Annotated in this window: 14 protein-coding genes and 3 tRNA genes; 16 read left to right on the top strand and 1 reads right to left on the bottom strand. The window is 37.6% G+C overall.

The window, feature by feature from the left end:
* Positions 1–309 precede the first annotated feature (309 nt).
* Complete coding sequence (locus tag M4Z11_RS03470) at positions 310–1,095, top strand: ATP12 family chaperone protein (RefSeq protein WP_249676285.1); 786 nt, start codon at positions 310–312, stop codon at positions 1,093–1,095.
* 35 nt (positions 1,096–1,130) lie between these two features.
* Here M4Z11_RS03470 and rlmB read toward each other — a convergent pair whose 3' ends face one another.
* Positions 1,131–1,961, bottom strand: a complete 831-nt coding sequence (gene rlmB / locus M4Z11_RS03465) for a 23S rRNA (guanosine(2251)-2'-O)-methyltransferase RlmB (protein WP_249676282.1) — start codon at positions 1,959–1,961, stop codon at positions 1,131–1,133.
* 195 nt (positions 1,962–2,156) lie between these two features.
* Here rlmB and M4Z11_RS03460 point away from each other — a divergent pair.
* From M4Z11_RS03460 to M4Z11_RS03390, 15 genes are all read left to right on the top strand, one after another.
* Positions 2,157–2,240, top strand: a tRNA-Tyr gene (locus M4Z11_RS03460).
* A 24-nt stretch (positions 2,241–2,264) separates the two neighbouring features.
* Positions 2,265–2,338 (top strand) — tRNA-Gly (locus tag M4Z11_RS03455).
* A gap of 169 nt (positions 2,339–2,507) precedes the next feature.
* The gene (gene tuf / locus M4Z11_RS03450) at positions 2,508–3,683 is read left to right on the top strand and encodes an elongation factor Tu (RefSeq protein ID WP_249676279.1); all 1,176 of its coding nucleotides are present in this window, start codon (positions 2,508–2,510) and stop codon (positions 3,681–3,683) included.
* Between the two features lie 46 nt (positions 3,684–3,729).
* Positions 3,730–3,802, top strand: a tRNA-Trp gene (locus M4Z11_RS03445).
* Positions 3,803–4,014: 212 nt separating this feature from the next.
* Positions 4,015–4,227: a preprotein translocase subunit SecE gene (gene secE, locus M4Z11_RS03440; protein WP_249676275.1), complete on the top strand. Its 213-nt coding sequence runs from the start codon at positions 4,015–4,017 to the stop codon at positions 4,225–4,227.
* 21 nt (positions 4,228–4,248) lie between these two features.
* Positions 4,249–4,779, top strand: coding sequence for a transcription termination/antitermination protein NusG (gene nusG / locus M4Z11_RS03435; RefSeq protein ID WP_249676429.1), 531 nt, complete (start codon positions 4,249–4,251; stop codon positions 4,777–4,779).
* Positions 4,780–4,939: 160 nt separating this feature from the next.
* On the top strand, positions 4,940–5,368 hold the full coding sequence (gene rplK / locus M4Z11_RS03430) for a 50S ribosomal protein L11 (protein ID WP_249676272.1): 429 nt from the start codon (positions 4,940–4,942) through the stop codon (positions 5,366–5,368).
* Positions 5,369–5,372: 4 nt separating this feature from the next.
* Entirely contained in the window at positions 5,373–6,077 is a 705-nt protein-coding gene (gene rplA, locus M4Z11_RS03425) for a 50S ribosomal protein L1 (protein WP_249676270.1), read from the top strand.
* Positions 6,078–6,434: 357 nt separating this feature from the next.
* Positions 6,435–6,944, top strand: a complete 510-nt coding sequence (gene rplJ, locus M4Z11_RS03420; RefSeq protein ID WP_249676268.1) for a 50S ribosomal protein L10 — start codon at positions 6,435–6,437, stop codon at positions 6,942–6,944.
* A 112-nt stretch (positions 6,945–7,056) separates the two neighbouring features.
* Positions 7,057–7,425, top strand: coding sequence for a 50S ribosomal protein L7/L12 (gene rplL, locus M4Z11_RS03415; protein WP_249676266.1), 369 nt, complete (start codon positions 7,057–7,059; stop codon positions 7,423–7,425).
* A 293-nt stretch (positions 7,426–7,718) separates the two neighbouring features.
* Positions 7,719–11,867: a DNA-directed RNA polymerase subunit beta gene (gene rpoB / locus M4Z11_RS03410; protein ID WP_249676264.1), complete on the top strand. Its 4,149-nt coding sequence runs from the start codon at positions 7,719–7,721 to the stop codon at positions 11,865–11,867.
* A 169-nt stretch (positions 11,868–12,036) separates the two neighbouring features.
* The gene (gene rpoC, locus M4Z11_RS03405; protein WP_249676262.1) at positions 12,037–16,248 is read left to right on the top strand and encodes a DNA-directed RNA polymerase subunit beta'; all 4,212 of its coding nucleotides are present in this window, start codon (positions 12,037–12,039) and stop codon (positions 16,246–16,248) included.
* A 465-nt stretch (positions 16,249–16,713) separates the two neighbouring features.
* Positions 16,714–17,100, top strand: coding sequence for a MerR family transcriptional regulator (locus M4Z11_RS03400; RefSeq protein WP_249676260.1), 387 nt, complete (start codon positions 16,714–16,716; stop codon positions 17,098–17,100).
* 1,096 nt (positions 17,101–18,196) lie between these two features.
* Positions 18,197–18,883 carry a nitroreductase gene (locus M4Z11_RS03395; RefSeq protein WP_249676257.1) on the top strand — a complete coding sequence of 229 codons (687 nt, stop codon included), beginning with the start codon at positions 18,197–18,199 and terminating at the stop codon, positions 18,881–18,883.
* A gap of 318 nt (positions 18,884–19,201) precedes the next feature.
* Positions 19,202–20,599 carry an L-serine ammonia-lyase gene (locus M4Z11_RS03390; RefSeq protein WP_249676254.1) on the top strand — a complete coding sequence of 466 codons (1,398 nt, stop codon included), beginning with the start codon at positions 19,202–19,204 and terminating at the stop codon, positions 20,597–20,599.
* The last annotated feature ends 22 nt before the right edge of the window (positions 20,600–20,621 follow it).

Genomic DNA, 20,621 nt, shown 5'->3' with positions numbered 1-20,621 from the left:
TTTTATGTAATTTGAAAGCACCTTTATCAGAAAGTATTTTAGCATTCGCTGTTATATGAAAAATATTTAAGGATATTGAGTTATAAATCAATGATTATAAGAGATTGTGAGCTGATGCTGAGATTATCATTCAGAAATGTAGTATAAGATTATTGATGGTTAAATGTGCATAATACTTTAGTATTAGTTGGAATGACTGTAGTTGATACGTTTCAAAATTGTTGTAAAGTATTTTTTGTAGCTGCTGATTGCAAATTTTATTCTAGAAACTTTAGTTGGGCTTATTGAAAATATTAAAGGTAGAACGAAATGCGTGAAATTTTAGGTGATGTTGATATGTTATTGAATGAAGGTAAATCTCTTCATCATCCTCAGAAGTTATTATGTAAGCCATTGCCTAAGCGGTTTTATGAAAAAGTAAATGTTATTTGTAAAGAGGAAAAATTTTTTATTTTACTAGATGGGAGACTATTAAAGACACCTGCAAAACGTGATTTTTTTGTACCGGTAGAAACGCTTGCTGCATTAGTAGCGCAGGAATTTACTGCACAAAAAGCGGTGATTGATCCAGTAAAAATGCCGATGACGCGTTTGGTTAATACTATTATTGACGGTATAATTGATAATATGCAAATTATTTTTGAACATTTGTTGCGTTTTGTTGCATGTGATATGATTTTTTATCGAGCACAAACACCAAAAGAATTAGTGGAACGACAATCTGAAAAATGGGATTTTTTACTTGATTGGGCAGAAGAAAAATTAGGTACACATTTTAACTTAGTGGAAGGGCTTATGCATGTTGAACAACCACCTGAGTCTATTCAAGCGGTGAGCAATTATTTACGCAAGATAGAGTCTCCTTACACGCTGGCTGCACTTCATACGATGACTACTTTAACAGGATCAGCTCTTATTGCTTTTGCTGTAGCTGAGAGGAAAATTTGTACAGATGATGCTTGGGCTATAGCGCATTTAGATGAAGATTGGACAATGGAACAATGGGGAAAAGATGAGGAAACAATAGCACGTCGTGCTTATAAAAGGGCCGAATTTAATGCAGCAGCTACAATTATTGCTGTTTGCTCTAAGTGAAATTCTCATCTCAATTTACTATAGAACAATAAAAATTATCGTCTAAGATATTTGTGAGCTGCGTAGAGCCCGATTGCTGCTGCATTTGAAACGTTTAATGACTTGATATCTCCAGGTAGATCCAGGCGTACTAATGAGTAAACATTTGCGCGTGTTTTTTGACGTAGACCTTTACCTTCTGCTCCTAAGATAAGAGAGATTTTATTTCCTGTTAACGCCGTCTCTAAAGGAAGTTCACCTTCTGAATCAAGCCCAAAACTAATAAAGTTCATTTGTTGAAGCTCTTTAAGTGCTTTAGAAAGATTGTGTACTGTGATGTATTCAATGAGCTCTAAAGCTCCAGAAGCTGCTTTGGCAAGTACACCACTTTCTTGTGGTGAATGGCGATTAGTAGTAATGATTGCTCCAGCTTTAAAGGCTACTGCAGAGCGCATAATAGCGCCAACGTTATGTGGATCAGTAATTTGGTCCATGACAATGATAAGATTAGTATTGGTTAATTCCGATAAAGAATGTGATTTTAGAGGTTCAGTTTCTAATACAATTCCTTGATGAACTGCTTCGCTTCCTACAAATGTTTCCAGTTTTTTAGGTGAGCATGATGTTATAGGACACGGTATATTTGATTCGTTTATATTAAGACGTTTTAAAGCATTTGATGTAGCATACAGATGCCTTAAGATTCTTCGAGGATTCTTCAATGCTGCGTGAACTGGATGAATACCATAAAGGTAAATTTGTGCTTTTTGTAACGGGATAAATGGTTGTTTTACATATGTTGAAGATTGACAAAAAGGGCTTTTTATATCGCGATATCGGCGACGAAGATGAGCGTAATGAGAGTCTTGAGGTATATTTTTTTTCATATTGCACTTATAATGCATTTGTATATAGAAAAAATATAAAATTTTAAATTATTTAGTAGGAAATTTGTAAAGAACCATATTTATTTTGTTGACAGATACAATACTAAACGCCATAACCAACCCTCAGCCAGTCTGAACTTAATAGAAAGAGATTGGTTGTAGTGATGCTTTATCGCCCAGCTCTGCCGATGTAATGGAGGGGTGCCCGAGTGGTTAAAGGGGACGGACTGTAAATCCGTTGCGTATGCTACGTTGGTTCGAATCCAACCCCCTTCACCATTCATCAAATAGAGCTGATATATTGCGGGTATAGCTCAATGGTAGAGCAGCAGCCTTCCAAGCTGAATACGCGGGTTCGATTCCCGCTACCCGCTCCAAACATAAACTGGCGATTGAGTAAAATGGTGGAAGTATTTTTCCATTATAAAATAGAGACGAATATTTTCGTTTTATAGTTGCTATGCCGGACTGAGATATTAGGCCGGTTTGGTTTGGTTTTGAGATCCTTTTTTGTGCTAACTAATTTAAGACGAGAGATTGACGGCAATGGCAAAGAGCAAATTTGAACGTACGAAGCCGCATGTTAATATAGGAACGATTGGTCATGTTGACCATGGGAAGACCTCATTGACGGCAGCGATTACGAAATATTTTGGTGAATTTAAAGCATATGACCAAATTGATGCGGCGCCTGAAGAGCGGGCGCGTGGTATAACGATATCTACTGCGCATGTTGAGTATGAAACGGAGAGCCGTCACTATGCTCATGTTGATTGTCCTGGTCATGCGGATTATGTTAAGAACATGATTACAGGAGCGGCGCAAATGGATGGTGCCATATTAGTTGTTTCTGCAGCAGATGGACCTATGCCTCAAACGCGTGAGCATATTTTGTTGGCGCGTCAGGTTGGTGTTCCAGCGATTGTTGTTTTTCTCAATAAGGTTGATCAGGTTGATGATAGCGAGCTTTTAGAGCTTGTGGAGCTTGAAGTTCGTGAGCTTTTATCGAAATATGATTTTCCTGGTGATGATATTCCCATAGTTAAGGGTTCGGCTTTAGCAGCGCTTGAGGATTCTAATAAGAGCATAGGTGAAGATTCTGTTCGTCTTTTGATGAGTGAAGTTGATAAGTATATACCGACGCCTGAGCGTCCAGTTGATCAGCCGTTTTTGATGCCTATAGAGGATGTTTTTTCTATTTCTGGTCGAGGAACGGTTGTTACGGGTCGTGTTGAACGTGGTGTTATTAAAGTTGGCGAAGAAATAGAGATTATTGGTATACGTCCTACATCTAAGACGACAGTTACCGGAGTCGAAATGTTCCGCAAACTTTTAGATCAAGGTCAGGCTGGTGATAATATTGGAGCTTTGCTTCGTGGTGTTGATCGTGAGGGGATTGAGCGTGGTCAAGTATTGGCGAAGCCTGGTTCTGTTACGCCTCATACTAAGTTTAAAGCTGAGGCTTATATTTTAACGAAAGATGAAGGGGGTCGTCACACACCATTTTTCACGAATTATCGCCCGCAATTTTATTTTCGTACAACAGATGTTACCGGTATAGTTACCCTCCCTGAAGGAACGGAAATGGTTATGCCAGGTGATAATGTTGCTATGGATGTTTCTTTGATTGTGCCAATTGCAATGGAAGAGAAGCTTCGTTTTGCTATCCGAGAAGGGGGGCGCACCGTTGGGGCCGGTATCGTATCTAAAATTATTGAATAGGTGAAATAAATTACTTAGGATGTATTTAAGTGCTTCCTAAAAGATTAGGGGTATAGCTCAGTTGGTAGAGCGGCGGTCTCCAAAACCGCAGGTCGCGGGTTCAAATCCTGCTGCCCCTGCCGCGGATTGTGATTTGAATCATAGGTTAGAGAGAGGATAGAGTGATTACGTTTATTTTCTTTTTTTTATATAGGGCTTGTTTTTTTGTACATGAATCTGTATTGAATGAAAGATGATGAGATTGTATAAGGATGGTTGTAATTTTTTGCATTTTTGTCGTGTTTTTTGTTGTGTAGTTTACAATAAGGTTAGAAGGAATGTAGTGTGATTAATGGCATCTAAAATCAATCCTATTACCTTTTTAAAACAAGTTCGTGCAGAAACAGCTAAAGTAAAATGGCCTACACGTCGTGAAACAGTGATTTCTACTGCTATGGTGTTGGTAGTGACGGCGTTGGCTTCAGTTTTCTTTTTCGTTGTGGATCAGACGGTAAATTTTGGTGTATGGCAGGGTATTGATCTTCTAAAATATCTTTTTAGTTGATAGTGCAAGGAAAGTGTGACTGTGGCTGCTCGTTGGTATATTGTTCAAGTGTATTCAAACTTTGAAAAAAAGGTAGCGGAAGCTATTGATAAAGAGGCAAAGCAAAAAGGGCTTGATTATTTATTTAAAAAGGTTTTTGTTCCGACTGAGCGTGTTGTTGAAATTCGTCGTGGTCGTAAGGTTGATTCCGAGCGCAAATTCTTTCCTGGTTATATTCTTGTTTGTGCTGAGTTGACGGATGAGGTTTATCATCTCATTAAAAATACTCCTAAAGTGACGGGATTTTTAGGTTCAGATGCGCGTCCTGTTCCTATTTCTGATCGCGAAGCTGAGCAAATTCTTAAACAAGTTAAAGAGGGAGTTGAGTCTCCAAAATCTTCTATGTCATTTGAAGTGGGTGAGCAAGTTCGAGTAGCAGATGGACCTTTTGTTTCTTTTAATGGTATTGTTCAAGAGGTTGAAGAAGAGCGTTCTCGTCTTAAGGTTGAAGTATTAATTTTTGGGCGTCCTACGCCTGTTGATTTGGAGTTTGATCAGGTTGAAAAGCTTTGATTGGGATCAAGGTGTTTTTTTGTTCACTTTGAAAATAGATTAGGATAGAAGGTGATTTATAGCTTTTGCCGGCTTAATGATCCAGACTATTAAACTGCAGTGGGTTTTTGGCATAATTTTAGTAGCCAATTTACCAGTATAAATTTAGAGGCAGGGTATTATGGCAAAAAAAAGTGTAGGTCAGTTGAAATTACAGATTCCTGCAGGAGCGGCTACTCCATCACCTCCAGTAGGTCCTGCTCTTGGACAGCGTGGTATTAACATTATGGAATTTTGTAAGGCGTTTAATGCAGCGACGCAGGAAATGGAAAAAGGTGCGCCGATTCCAGTAGTTATTACTTACTATCAAGATAAGTCTTTTACGTTTTTGTTGAAGACTCCTCCGGTATCCTTTTTTTTGAAAAAGGCAGCAAATTTAAAATGTGGTTCGAAAGAGCCAGGTAAGGTGTTTGTAGGAACGGTTTCTCGTGATAAGATTCATTCGATTGCGGAGGCAAAGATGAAAGATCTTAACGCAAATGATATCGAAGCGGCAATGCGCATGGTTGAAGGTTCTGCTCGCTCTATGGGCTTAGAGGTATTAGGCTAATATTATGGTAAAGATAGCAAAGAGAATACATAAAATTCGTGAGGGTGTTGATTTTAATAAGCTTTATGCTTTAACAGATGCTATTTCAATGGTCAAAGAACGTGCTGTTGCTAAATTTGATGAAACAATTGAGATTTCAATGAATTTAGGTGTTGATCCTCGTCATGCAGATCAGATGGTTCGAGGAGTTGCTCATTTGCCTAATGAGACAGGACGAAATGTTCGTGTTGCTGTTTTTGCACGTGGTGTTAAGGCTGAAGAGGCTAAAGCTGCTGGTGCAGATATTGTGGGGGCTGAAGATTTATTTGAAATTGTTAATAGCGGAACAATTAATTTTGATAGGTGTATTGCAACGCCCGATATGATGCCTCTTGTTGGTCGTCTTGGTAAAATTCTTGGCCCACGGAGTTTGATGCCAAACCCAAAAGTTGGTACTGTAACAATTGATGTTGCTAATGCTATTAAGGCTTCTAAAGGTGGTGCTGTTGAATTTCGTGTTGAAAAATCTGGTATAGTGCACGCTGGTATCGGTAAGGCTTCTTTGGGAATTGAGAAAATAGTAGAAAATGTTATAGCTTTTGTTGGTGCAGTTGCTAAAGCTAAGCCGCAAGGTGCAAAAGGTGAATATATTAAACGAATTGCAGTTTCTTCAACGATGGGTATTGGAATAAAGGTTGATCCTGCAACAGTTCGTTCAGAGTCAATATGAAACTTGTAGTTTTTTTGTGTATCTGATGGCTGAGATTATATTTTAGTTGTCAGTTTTTGTTGGTATTCAATTATCTGAGCTTTATTGAGCTCAGGTCATACCGGGAGAAATTCCGGAATGTCCTGTCCGAGATTGTAGGTGATACTTTGTTTGGGTATCTTAATTAGAAAAAGCCTGCATGAGACTGGGGTAAGAACTTTGAAGTTGATAAACTTAAAAGGTTTGAGCCAGGATTGCCTTTGATCGTTTGTGCGTGAAGAAGGGGGCAGGATCCTCGTCGTTAGCATAGAAGAATTTCATGCTATCAAAGGTAACCAACAGGTTTATTTTAGTAAACCTGTTAAATGGAGAAAGATAGTGAATAAAGCGGAAAAAGGAAAATTTGTTACATGGCTTAACAAGACTTTTCAAGAGTCAGGTTCTGTTGTTGTTGCACATTATTCCGGTTTGACTGTTTCACAAATGAACGATCTTCGTTCAAAAATGAATGAAGCAGGTGGTGCTATTAAAGTGGCCAAAAACCGTCTTGCTAAAATCGCTCTTCAAGGTACAAAATCTGAAGCAATGATGGGTTTATTCACCGGACAAACGCTTATTGCTTATTCAGAAGATCCAATTACAGCATCGAAAGTTGCTGTTGATTTTGCGAAGGCTAATGATCAATTTGTTATCCTTGGTGGCTCAATGGGTGCAACAACTTTAAGTGTTGATGCTATAAAGTCTTTGGCTTCATTGCCTTCACTGAACGAATTGCGGGCAAAAATTCTGGGTATGGTTTCTACTCCTGCGATCCGTATTGTTCAAGTTGTTAATGCACCTGCGGGTCAGGTTGCGCGTGTTATTGGTGCATATGCTCGGGGAGGATAAAGCAGCTGTGCTGTTTTTTGTAATCCAAGTTTACAGAGGTTCTTAATGTTTTTCTGTTTTTTGGATAAATTCTAAACAATAATTCAAATCTTTTAAGTGAAGGAATTTTAAAATGGCTGATCTAGCAAAGATCGTAGAAGATCTTTCTAACCTTACTGTTCTGGAAGCTGCAGAGCTTTCGAAATTACTTGAAGAAAAATGGGGTGTTTCCGCTGCTGCTCCTGTGGCTGTTGCTGCTGTTGGCGCTGCTGCTCCAGCTGTCGAAGAGAAAACAGAATTTGATGTTATTCTTACTGATGGTGGTGCTCAAAAAATTAATGTTATTAAAGAAGTTCGTGCTCTTACGGGGCTTGGACTTAAAGAAGCAAAGGACTTAGTTGAGGGAGTACCTAAGCCTATTAAAGAGGGTGCTTCTAAGGACGAAGCAGAAAAAATTAAGGCTCAACTTGAAGCTGCTGGCGCTAAAGTTGAGCTTAAGTAAGTTTATTTTATTGATAAGTATTGATGTATATCAATTTCCCTCTCCCCTTACCCAGAAAAGGGGCTTGATTGAGGAAAGCCTTTTCCTTACAGTTTAGTGGCTGTAAGGGAAGGGGGTATTTTAAACAACCTAATAGTAAAGTCAAATTAAGTAGAAAATTGGTTGTTTAGGTATATAAAAATTAAGTGATACTTAAAAGGGTATCAAATGAGCTGGTCTGTATATATGCAGGCTGATGACATGGAGCTATCAAGGTTTAGTCTACCTTGAGCAGTAAAGATCGAGGAGCAACAATGGCTCAGACTTTAGCGATGATGTCCCAATTTAATGGCCGTAGACGTGTGCGCAAATTTTTTGGTAAGATTCCTGAAGTAGCAGAAATGCCAAATCTTATTGAAGTTCAGAAAGCTTCATATGATCAATTTCTTATGATTGAGGAACCGGAGGGTGGGCGTTTAGATGAAGGTTTGCAGGCTGTTTTTAAATCGGTGTTTCCTATTTCGGATTTTTCCGGTACAGCCATGCTTGAATTTGTTCGTTACGAATTTGATCCACCTAAATTTGATGTAGAAGAATGCCATCAACGTGATTTGACATATGCAGCACCATTAAAGGTGATATTGCGTTTAATTGTCTTTGATGTTGATGAAGATACTGGTTCAAAAGATATTAAAGACATTAAAGAGCAAGGTGTCTATATGGGCGATATGCCTTTAATGACCCATAATGGTACATTTGTCATTAATGGTACAGAACGTGTTATTGTTTCGCAGATGCATCGTTCTCCTGGTGTCTTTTTTGACCATGATAAAGGGAAGACTCATTCATCAGGTAAATTTCTTTTTGCAGCTCGTGTGATTCCTTATCGTGGATCGTGGCTTGATATTGAGTTTGATGCTAAAGATATTGTCTATGTTCGTATTGATCGGCGGCGCAAGATTCCAGTGACCAGTCTTTTAATGGCATTGGGTATGGATGCATCAGATATTTTATCGACATTTTATAATAAAATTTCTTATGAACGTACCAAGAATGGATGGCGTATTTCCTATTCAGTTGATCGTTTTAAGGGGATGAAACTGGTTTCTGATCTTGTTGATGCAGATAGCGGTGAAGTTGTAGCTGAAGCTGGTAAAAAACTAACAGTTCGTGCTGCAAAGCTTTTAGAAGAAAAAGGTCTAAAAGCGATTGAAATTAGTGAAGATGATTTGTTGGGCTCCTACCTTGCAGAAGATATCGTAAATTATCAAACAGGTGAGATTTATCTTGAAGCTGGAGATGAAATTGACGAAAAAACATTAAAGATTTTGTCTGATGTTGGTGCTGATCAGATTAATATTCTTGATATTGATCATATGAATGTTGGTGCATACATTCGCAATACCTTAAAAATAGATAAAAATGAAAGCCGACAGGATGCTCTATTCGATATTTATCGAGTAATGCGTCCAGGTGAGCCGCCAACAATTAACACAGCAGAGGCTATGTTTCATTCATTGTTTTTTGATCCAGAGCGTTATGATCTCTCGGCTGTTGGGCGTGTTAAGATGAATTTGCGTATGGGGCTTGATTGTCCAGATACAGTTCGCGTTTTGCGCCAAGAAGATATTCTTGCCGTTGTCAAGATGTTAGTTGAATTGCGTGATGGTCGTGGTGAGATTGATGATATTGATAATCTTGGCAATCGTCGTGTTCGGTCGGTTGGAGAATTGATGGAAAATCAATATCGGATTGGTTTGCTTCGTATGGAACGCGCAATAAAAGAGCGTATGTCGTTGGTTGAAATTGACACGATTATGCCACAGGATTTGATTAATGCAAAGCCAGCTGCTGCTGCAGTTCGCGAGTTTTTTGGATCCTCACAATTATCGCAATTTATGGATCAAACTAATCCATTGTCAGAGATTACTCATAAGCGTCGTCTTTCTGCTCTTGGTCCAGGTGGTTTAACTCGTGAGCGGGCAGGTTTTGAAGTGCGCGATGTGCATCCTACGCATTATGGTCGTATTTGTCCGATTGAAACACCAGAAGGGCCAAATATTGGTCTGATTAATTCTTTAGCAACATTCGCTCGAGTTAATAAGTATGGTTTCATTGAAAGTCCATATCGGAAAATTATTGATGGTAAGGTGACGAAAGAAGTCATCTATCTTTCTGCTATGGAAGAATCAAAACACTATGTAGCTCAGGCAAATTCTTCATTGGATACAGAAGGACGTTTTACAGAAGAATTTGTTGTCTGTCGTCATGCTGGTGAAGTTTTAATGGCACCACGTGATCATATAGATTTGATGGATGTTTCACCAAAACAGTTGGTTTCTGTAGCTGCCGCACTTATTCCATTTTTAGAAAATGATGATGCAAATCGTGCATTGATGGGATCTAATATGCAGCGTCAAGCAGTTCCACTTTTACGTGCAGAAGCACCTCTTGTTGGTACAGGTATGGAAGCAATAGTTGCTTGTGATTCAGGTGCTGCTATTGGTGCAAAACGTGGTGGTATTGTTGATCAAGTTGATGCAATGCGTATTGTTATTCGTGCAACAGAGGATTTAGATCCTTCAAAGTCTGGTGTTGATATCTATCGTCTACAGAAATTTCAGCGTTCCAATCAGTCTACCTGTATTAATCAGCGTCCTCTCGTACATGTAGGAGATCGGATAGAAAAGGGCGATATTATTGCAGATGGTTCATCTACAGATCTTGGTGATTTAGCTCTTGGTAGAAATGTTCTTGTGGCATTTATGCCTTGGAATGGTTATAATTATGAAGATTCTATTTTACTTTCTGAACGTATTGTTGCTGATGATGTATTTACTTCGATTCATATTGAAGAGTTTGAGGTTGCAGCACGTGATACAAAGCTTGGACCAGAAGAAATTACCCGAGATATACCTAATGTCGCAGAAGAGGCATTAAGAAATCTTGATGAAGCTGGTATTGTTTATATTGGTGCCGAAGTCCATCCTGGTGATATTTTAGTCGGTAAAATTACACCAAAAGGTGAAAGTCCAATGACGCCGGAAGAAAAGCTTTTACGCGCGATTTTTGGTGAAAAAGCTTCGGATGTTCGTGATACTTCTATGCGAATGCCTCCTGGAACTTTTGGTACTGTTGTAGAGGTTCGTGTTTTTAATCGCCATGGTGTAGAAAAAGATGAGCGTGCAATGGCAATTGAACGTGAAGAAATTGAGCGTTTGGCTAAAGATCGTGATGACGAGCAATCAATTCTGGATCGGAGTGTTTATACACGTCTTGCAGATATATTAACAGGCAAGGTTGTGATAGAAGGTCCAAAAGGTTTTCCCAAAGGGAAGACTCTTGATAGTACAGTAATGGAGCAGTATCCACGGTATCAGTGGTGGCAGTTCGCTGTTGAAGATGAAAAGCTTCAGAATGAAATTGAAGCTTTGCATAAGCAGTATGATGAATCAAAAAAAGCACTGCAACGTCGTTTTATGGATAAGGTTGAAAAAGTTCAAAGAGGCGATGAAATGCCTCCTGGTGTTATGAAAATTGTGAAGGTTTTTGTTGCAGTGAAGCGCAAAATTCAACCAGGTGATAAAATGGCAGGGCGTCACGGTAATAAAGGTGTTGTGTCACGTATTCTTCCAGTAGAAGATATGCCATTTCTTGAAGATGGAACGCATGCTGATATTGTCTTGAATCCTTTGGGTGTGCCAAGTCGTATGAATGTTGGTCAAATTCTTGAAACACACCTTGGGTGGGCATGTGCAGGTATGGGTAAAAAAATTGGTGATTTAATAGAGCTTTATCAGGAAACCGGAGATATATTACCTTTGCGTCAACGTATTGAAAATCTTATTCCTGATGATGATCGCAATGAACCAGTTCGCCACTATGATAATGAAAGTATTTTTAAGCTAGCACTTCAGATGAAGCAGGGTGTTTCGATTGCGACACCTGTTTTTGATGGAGCTCATGAAGCTGATATCAATATGATGCTCGAAGATGCAGGCTTAGATAGTTCAGGACAAGTTACGCTTTATGATGGTCGTACTGGAGAGGCTTTTGATCGTCCAGTAACTGTAGGGTATATCTATATGCTTAAATTGCATCACCTTGTGGATGATAAGATACATGCGCGTTCGATTGGGCCTTATTCACTTGTTACACAGCAGCCGTTAGGAGGTAAAGCTCAATTCGGTGGTCAGCGTTTTGGTGAGATGGAAGTTTGGGCGCTTGAGGCTTATGGTGCTGCGTATACTTTGCAAGAGATGTTAACGGTTAAATCGGATGATGTGGCTGGTCGAACAAAAGTTTATGAAGCCGTTGTTCGTGGTGATGATACATTTGAGGCAGGTATTCCTGAAAGCTTTAATGTATTAGTTAAGGAGATGCGTTCTCTTGGTCTTAATGTAGAGCTTGATGATGCGCGTGAACTTATTGCGCAACGAGCATTATCTGATTCAGAAGGTTAATTTTTAGGAAGCATATTAAAATAGTGTGCTCTGATTTTTTATAAAATTATAATAGAGAAATTTCTATTAGATGGAAAAATATTTTAAAAATGAAAACAGGTCTTAAATAAAGCTTTAACAAAGAAAAAAGCTATTGTGGCTAGTTTTAGAATCTTTGAAGGAGAACAGCATGAACCACGAGGTCATGAATCTTTTCAATCCTCAGGCACCAGCGCAGACATTTGACTCTATTCGTATTTCAATTGCGAGTCCTGAGAAGATTCTGTCTTGGTCATATGGTGAAATTAAAAAGCCAGAGACTATTAACTACCGGACATTTAAACCAGAGCGTGATGGTCTTTTTTGTGCACGTATATTCGGTCCTATTAAAGATTATGAATGTTTATGTGGTAAATATAAACGTATGAAATATAAGGGTATTATCTGTGAAAAATGTGGTGTAGAAGTCACTCTTTCACGGGTACGTCGTGAACGTATGGGTCATATTGAGCTTGCGGCTCCAGTAGTTCATATTTGGTTCCTTAAGTCATTACCTGGTCGCATTTCTACTCTTTTAGATTTGACTTTAAAAGATATCGAAAGAGTTCTTTATTTTGAGAATTATATTGTTACAGAACCAGGATTGACATCTCTTAAGTTACATCAGCTTCTATCAGAAGAAGAATATATGCTTGCTGTTGATGAATTTGGGGAGGACCAATTTTCAGCTATGATAGGTGCAGAGGCTATTTATGAGCTTCTTGCGGGGATGGAGTTGGATAAAATTGCAAATGATTTGCGTACTGAATTAGCTGAAACAACTTCAGAATTAAAACAGGCAAAACTGATTAAACGGCTTAAGATCGTTGAGAATTTTCTTGAATCTGGTAATAAACCAGAATGGATGATTATGAAGACTATTCCAGTCATCCCACCGGATTTGCGTCCATTAGTTCCATTAGATGGTGGTCGTTTTGCGACATCAGATTTGAATGATCTCTATCGACGTGTTATTAACCGGAATAACCGTTTAAAGCGGTTAATTGAGTTACGTGCTCCTGGAATTATTGTCCGAAATGAGAAGCGTATGGTGCAAGAAGCCGTTGATGCGTTATTTGATAATGGTCGTCGCGGGCGTGTGATTACTGGAGCAAATAAGCGTCCATTAAAATCCCTTTCAGATATGCTAAAAGGTAAGCAAGGACGTTTCCGTCAGAATCTACTTGGGAAGCGTGTTGATTATTCAGGTCGCTCTGTTATCGTAACGGGTCCTGAATTGAAATTACATCAATGTGGTCTTCCGAAAAAAATGGCTCTCGAGTTATTTAAGCCTTTTATTTACGCGCGACTTGATGCAAAAGGTTATTCATCTACTGTCAAGCAAGCCAAGAAGCTTGTTGAAAAAGAACATCCAGAAGTTTGGGATATCTTAGATGAGGTTATTCGTGAACATCCTGTGTTATTGAATCGTGCACCGACGCTTCACCGCTTAGGAATTCAGGCTTTTGAGCCTATCTTGATTGAAGGAAAGGCTATACAACTTCACCCGTTGGTGTGTACAGCATTTAACGCGGATTTTGACGGTGATCAGATGGCTGTTCACGTCCCTCTTTCTCTTGAAGCACAGCTTGAGGCTCGTGTTTTGATGATGTCAACCAATAATATTCTTCATCCAGCTAATGGTGCACCAATTATTGTTCCATCACAGGATATGGTTCTTGGTCTTTACTACCTTTCAATTGTTTCTGAAAAAGAACCGGGCGAAGGAATGGCTTTTGCAGATATGGGTGAGTTGCATCATGCTTTAGAAAATAAAATTGTCACTTTGCATACGAAAATTAAAGGCCGTTTTAAGGATCTTAATAAAGATGGTGAAATTGTTTCCAAACTCTATGATACAACGCCTGGTCGTTTAATTATTGGTGAACTTTTACCAAAGAATCCGAATATTTCATTTGATATTGTTAATCAAGAAATGACTAAAAAGAATATTTCTAAAATGATTGACCAAGTTTATAGACACTGTGGGCAAAAAGAAACAGTGATTTTTTGTGATCGTATTATGCAGCTTGGTTTTTCTCATGCTTGTCGTGCTGGAATTTCATTTGGTAAAGACGATATGGTTATTCCTGATAGTAAGTCTCGTTTAGTAGCAGAAACGGAAGCTCTTGCTAAGGAATATGAGCAACAATATAGTGATGGCTTAATTACCCAAAGTGAGAAATATAACAAAGTCGTTGATGCCTGGGGTAAATGCACAGATCGTGTTGCTGATGAGATGATGAAGCGTATTCAGGCAGTTGAATTTGATCCTAAAACAGGTCGTAAACGTCAGATGAATTCAATTTATATGATGTCGCATTCTGGTGCTCGTGGTTCTGCTAATCAGATGAGGCAGCTGGCTGGGATGCGTGGTTTGATGGCAAAGCCATCGGGTGAAATTATTGAAACACCAATTATTTCTAATTTTAAAGAAGGCTTGACCGTTAATGAATACTTCAATTCAACTCACGGTGCACGTAAAGGGCTTGCTGATACTGCATTAAAGACTGCTAACTCTGGTTATTTAACACGGCGTCTTGTTGATGTTGCTCAGGATGCTATTATTTCAGCGATTGATTGTGGTACTGTAAAAGGTCTTACTATGCAGCCAATTGTTGATTCAGGACAAATTGTTGCTTCTCTTGGTCAGAGAATTCTTGGTCGTACGGCACTTCTTGATATTTTGCATCCGGTTTCTGGTGAGGTTATTCTTGAAGGTGGTGCAATGATCGAAGAATCTGATGTTGCTAAGATTGAAGAGGCAGGAATTCAGTCTGTCCAAATACGTTCTGCTTTGACATGTGAAACGCGTCTTGGTGTTTGTGCTAAGTGTTATGGTCGTGATTTAGCACGTGGAACATTAGTTAATCAGGGAGAAGCAGTTGGTGTTATTGCAGCTCAATCAATTGGTGAGCCAGGAACTCAACTTACAATGCGTACTTTCCATTTAGGTGGAACAGCACAGGTTGTTGATTCATCTTATTTTGAAGCGTCTTATGAGGGAACAATAGAAATTCGTAATCGTAACGTGGTTCGGAATTCTGAAGGCCATTTGGTTGTTATGGGGCGCAATATGGCTATTATAATTAAGGATGAAGCTGGCAAAGAACGTGTTGTGCATCGTATTAGTTATGGTGCACGTATTTTCGTTGATGATGGTGATGTTGTAAAATGCGGTCAACGTATAGCAGAGTGGGATCCTTATACACGGCCAGTTCTGACTGAAGTTGATGGTTATATAGGCTTCGAAGATATGGTTGATGGTTTATCAGTTACTGAAACGGCTGATGAATCTACAGGTATTACTAAGCGTTTGGTTATTGATTGGCGTGCTAATCCACGTGGTGCGGAGCTAAAACCAGCGATTATTATTTATACAGATAAGAAAAATGAGGCTATTGCTAAATTGTATAAAGGTGGTGAAGCCCGTTATATGATGTCGGTAGAGACAATTCTTTCTGTTGAGCCGGGTTCTTATGTTAAGGCAGGCGATGTTATTGCACGCCTACCAATGGAAAGCGCTAAAACTAAAGATATTACGGGTGGTTTGCCACGTGTAGCTGAGCTTTTTGAAGCACGTCGTCCAAAAGATCATGCTATTATTGCTGAAATTAGTGGTACAATTCGATTTGGTCGTGGTTATAAAAATAAGCGCCGTATTATTATTGAACCACATGATGAATCCCTTGAGCCAATAGAATATTTAATTCCGAAGGGTAAATTATTTCACTTGCAAGAGGGTGACCAAATTGAGAAAGGTGATTATATCCTTGATGGTAATCCAGCTCCTCATGATATTTTAGCAATTAAAGGTGTTGAAGCTTTGGCATCTTATCTTGTTAATGAGATACAGGAAGTTTACCGTTTACAGGGTGTTTTGATTAATGATAAGCACATTGAAGTGATTGTTCGCCAGATGTTGCAAAAAGTTGAAATTACTGAATCTGGTGATTCTGGTTATATTTCAGGTGATCATGTTGATCGCATTGAACTAGATGAAATCAATGATAATCTAATTGCGGAAGGTAAAAAACCTGCAGCAGGTAATCCTATACTTCTTGGAATTACAAAAGCGTCTCTTCAGACACCTTCTTTTATTTCAGCAGCATCATTTCAGGAAACAACGCGTGTGCTCACTGAAGCAGCAGTTTCAGGAAAAATTGATACTCTGCAAGGACTTAAGGAAAATGTTATTGTTGGTCGGCTTATACCTGCAGGTACAGGTGGTGCGATTGCCCAAATTCGTCGTATTGCTACTGTTCGCGATGATTTGATTATGAATGAGCGCCGAAAATCTAGTGATGGCGAAGCCGCGAAAGCTATGTTAACAAATATGACAGCTAGTAATGTTGTAGAATGATTAATAATGCTAAAAAATGACGTGAAGCATCTGAAATAAAATTAGGCATTTTATTAGGCTTTAAGATTCAGAATAGCATTTCTGATAAGTGTGTTTTTGTAAATTTTATAAGGTAATCTTAGATTTAAGAAATTTTGGTGCAAATAAGATTTTTCATTATAGTATTCGGCATTTTTATTATTTTACTATACGTTTGTAATATTTAGGTAATTAAAAAGAGAAATTTATTTTGGTGTATTGAAAATTGAGAAATCTATAAAATAGATGTAGTTGACCATTATCTTTCAAGAAATAAGATGAAAAGAGCAGATTATCGGATAAAAAGCTACTCTTTTTAGAGAGTTTGCTTCAGTTTATATTTTTCATCTTTCAAAAGAAAACAATAAGAAAACCCTAACTAAGATTTGATAAAGAACATATACATTTTAGTTAACAATGTAGTTGATTTATTGAACAGATATTAGAATGCAAGGATATTATTCAATTAGTGATTTAACGCGAGAATTTTCGATAACTGCTCGGACTCTGCGTTATTATGAAGAAGAAGGATTACTTATACCTTTTCGGCGTGGGTATAAGCGGTTGTATACACAAATGGACCGTTATAAATTGAAGCAAATATTACAGGCTAGAAGGGTTAATTTTTCCTTATCTGAGATATCTAATATATTAGCAATAGATAGAAAACCACCTGATAATGAAAAAAAAATTAAAGCATTAATTGCAGATATCAATAAAAAACGTACTGATTTGCAGCAGATGCGGCGTGATATTGATGATTTGTTGCATGATTTAGAATGTATCGAAGAGACTTTTTTTGAGAGTTTAGCTGAATTAGGAGTTAACCGTTAGTTTGAAGTTTTATAAGTTTGACTAAATTTTAGTAGAATTCTATCTCAAATTTAAGGTGTTTGTTTTAGTGTTTACACTGATAATAAGAGGAAATCACGTGTAAAATAGAACATTAAATATCGAAAATTGGATTGAGAAGCACTAAACTCAAAATTGGGCTGAGTAATTTTAGTTGTTTTATTTTAGTAGTTGGAATTGCTGCCGATAGTTATCCTCTCTTTTGATCTGGAATGTTATCAAATTGAGTATGGACGATTTTTACGTATTTTCAATAATAACATAATACATATCAATGTAATGAGTATGAGACAATTAAATTGTTGACTACAGTATCCAACGATTATTTATTTCGTAAACACGGAAATCTTATCATAAAATTACTGTTAGTTATCATATTTTATGGTAGGATTTTACGCAAAATAATGTAAATAATAAGCGTTCAAGAGATCCCATATTTCTGTTTATGTTTGGTACAATATATTTTGCTTTGTACTTTATTTTTATTCAATATTCTATATCTTTATAGTTTTTTTTCTACACAATCATATTTTTTGCAATTAATAATTTCGGTTTTTAAATAAAATAAGATTTCTAGAAATATATATCATTAGTTTTATTGATAATTTTAAAATACTGTATTCTTAATGAATTCTTTGTGATGTTATAATAAGAACATGTTACACGGTTTGGTGCTGTAATAATAAAAGTTATTTTATACTTTATTGAGTATTTATATGCATTATGATATCTGTATCGCTATTTTCTCCTTAATATTTTGTTAAAATTTGGCTAGTTTTTCTCTTTTATAAAGAAAAGGTAACTGAAGCATGCATTAAAGTGTAATTTCTGAAAATGATTTTTAAAATATAGGATCTATTAATTGTATCTTGTTTTTATATAATTTAGTTGGTGAGAGAAAGTTATGATAGGTCAGAAAAAAACAAGATTAGCAGGTAAAGTATGTGCTTGACAAGCTTGCCTTATTCAGTGATTGGAGATATTAAATTAGGAGTGTAAGAGTTTTTCATTTTGTTTCATTAAGGAAAAAAGAAGAACGGTATTTAAATTATCTTTCATATAAGAGAAAGTAAGAACAATGAAGGATTCTATTGTTGATGTTTTTCAATCCGTTTTATCGCGCAAATCAATTCGAGCTTTCATTGATCAACCTGTTAAGCAAGAAGTAATCGAGAAAATATTAAAATTTGCGGCACGGGCTCCATCTGGAACAAATCTTCAACCTTGGAAAGTGATTGTTTTGACAGGGGAAGCATTGCAGAAAGTTGGAGAGAGACTTTCACAACTGGTATTATCAGGTGTAAAAGGGGAGCGTGAATACCAATATTATCCACGCCAATGGCGTGAGCCTTATCTTTCTCGACGTAGAAAAATTGGTTTGGATCTTTATAAAAGTCTTGGAATTCAAAAAGATGAGCAGGAAAAGATAATTCACCAACAAGCACGGAATTTTTCATTTTTTGGTGCGCCTGTTGGACTTTTATTTATGATGGATCAAGACATGGAGATTGGCAGTTGGCTTGATTTGGGTATGTTTATGCAAACTATTATGTTAGTTGCACGTGGCTTTGGATTAGATACGTGTCCTCAAGCTGCGTTTGCTGATTATCATAAGCAATTATGTGCACTTTTGTCAGTACCTTCCGAACAGCGTCTTATTTGTGGTATGGCTCTTGGTTATCGTGATTCAAATGCTCCAGAGAATAATTTTGAGACTGAGCGTGAACCGATTAAAAATTTTGTGCGTTTTGTTCAGTCATGTTAGTAGGCATTTTTATTTGTTTGAGTATAGAATAAAGCATGATACAAAATGTTTTATGAGACTTCTCATTTTATATTTTATTTTAATATTGCGTATTAATGCTTATTTTACTATATTTCATAGAGTGAGATGTGGGGTTGTTTTGAGTTATTATTTACTCCTTAAGGATTAGATATGGAAAACGCTGTAGAAAAAGATTGTTGGATGGTAGCAAGACGTGCTACGTTCATGTTCGTGGCTGTTATTTTTTTTGTTTACTTTACAATTTAGTTTTAATGAAAAACATGTACTCAAGATCCGCGTTTGATTTTGAGGTGAGCGGTGTTTTTATCTGTCTTTGAAATTTTTAAGATTGGCATTGGTCCTTCTAGTTCTCATACAATGGGGCCAATGTTAGCTGCTAATATGTTTTTGCAAGAGATTATTACAAGAAATCTTTCTCAGCTATCTCATCTTAAGATTTCTCATATTCGGGTTTATCTTCATGGTTCATTAGCTTTTACAGGAATAGGTCATGCTACCGATAGGGCTATTGTATTAGGACTTTTAGGGAAAAAAGCCTCTACTGTTGATCCTGATTGTATGGAATTACTTTTTGAACAAGTTAAACGTGAAAAAAAAGTGTGGCCAAAAGGCCATCCTGTTTATCGCTTTGACTTAGAAAGTGATCTCATTTTTGAGAGAAAAAAGATTTTATCTGGACATGCTAATGGTCTTGCATTTGAAGGGCTTAATGCCGAAGGCAATGTTCTTTTACGGCAGGTTTATTATTCTATTGGTGGTGGTTTTGTTGTAACCGAAGATGAATTAAATCGTGCGGATTATAATACGAAATTAAAAATATCACAGGTGCCATATCCCTTTGATACGGCTGATAAAATGCTATCAATGGCAAAAACTTCAGGTTTTTCAATTGCAGAAATGAAGCGTATAAATGAAGAAACAAAAATGGAGCGTGCTGCCTTTAATATTGCACTTGATGAGATTTTTTATGCTATGATAAATTGTATTAATAGGGGGCTTTTACAAGAAGGTGAATTACCAGGTGGATTACGTATCCAAAGGCGAGCTAAAAAACTTCATGATAAGCTGTTGGAGGACCAGAAAAAAAATTGCAACAAACCGCTTTTAGCAAATGATTGGCTTTCTGTATACGCTATGGCAGTGAATGAAGAGAATGCTGCTGGTGGTCGTATTGTTACAGCTCCGACAAATGGTGCAGCTGGTGTTGTATCCGCTGTTTTACACTATTATACTCAATTTCATGATGGTGCAGATAGAGAGGGAATACATAATTTTTTGTTAACAGCAGCAGCTATAGGTGGTATCATTAAGCATAATGCTTCTATCTCTGGTGCTGAGGTCGGCTGCCAGGGTGAAGTTGGGGCGGCGTCCGCTATGGCGGCAGCGGGATTGACAGCCGCATTGGGTGGTACGCCAGCGCAGATTGAAAATGCAGCTGAGATTGCTCTTGAGCATCATTTAGGTATGACGTGTGATCCAGTTTCTGGTCTTGTTCAGGTTCCTTGTATTGAGCGTAATGCAATGGGTGCTGTTAAAGCTGTAACAGCTTCTTCTCTTGCTTTACATGGCAATGGAAGCCATTTTGTTTCTCTTGATACTTGTATTGAAACAATGCGTCAGACAGGACATGATATGAGTGAGCGTTATAAAGAAACAAGCAAGGGTGGTCTTGCGCTGAATGTTTTATCTTGTTAAATCATCTAGTACGTAGGGTAGG

The organism is Bartonella bilalgolemi (assembly GCF_023500045.1).
Classification (GTDB): domain Bacteria; phylum Pseudomonadota; class Alphaproteobacteria; order Rhizobiales; family Rhizobiaceae; genus Bartonella; species Bartonella bilalgolemii.
Note: the sequence above shows the minus strand (reverse complement) of the source record. Positions and strands in the feature narration are given on the sequence as shown.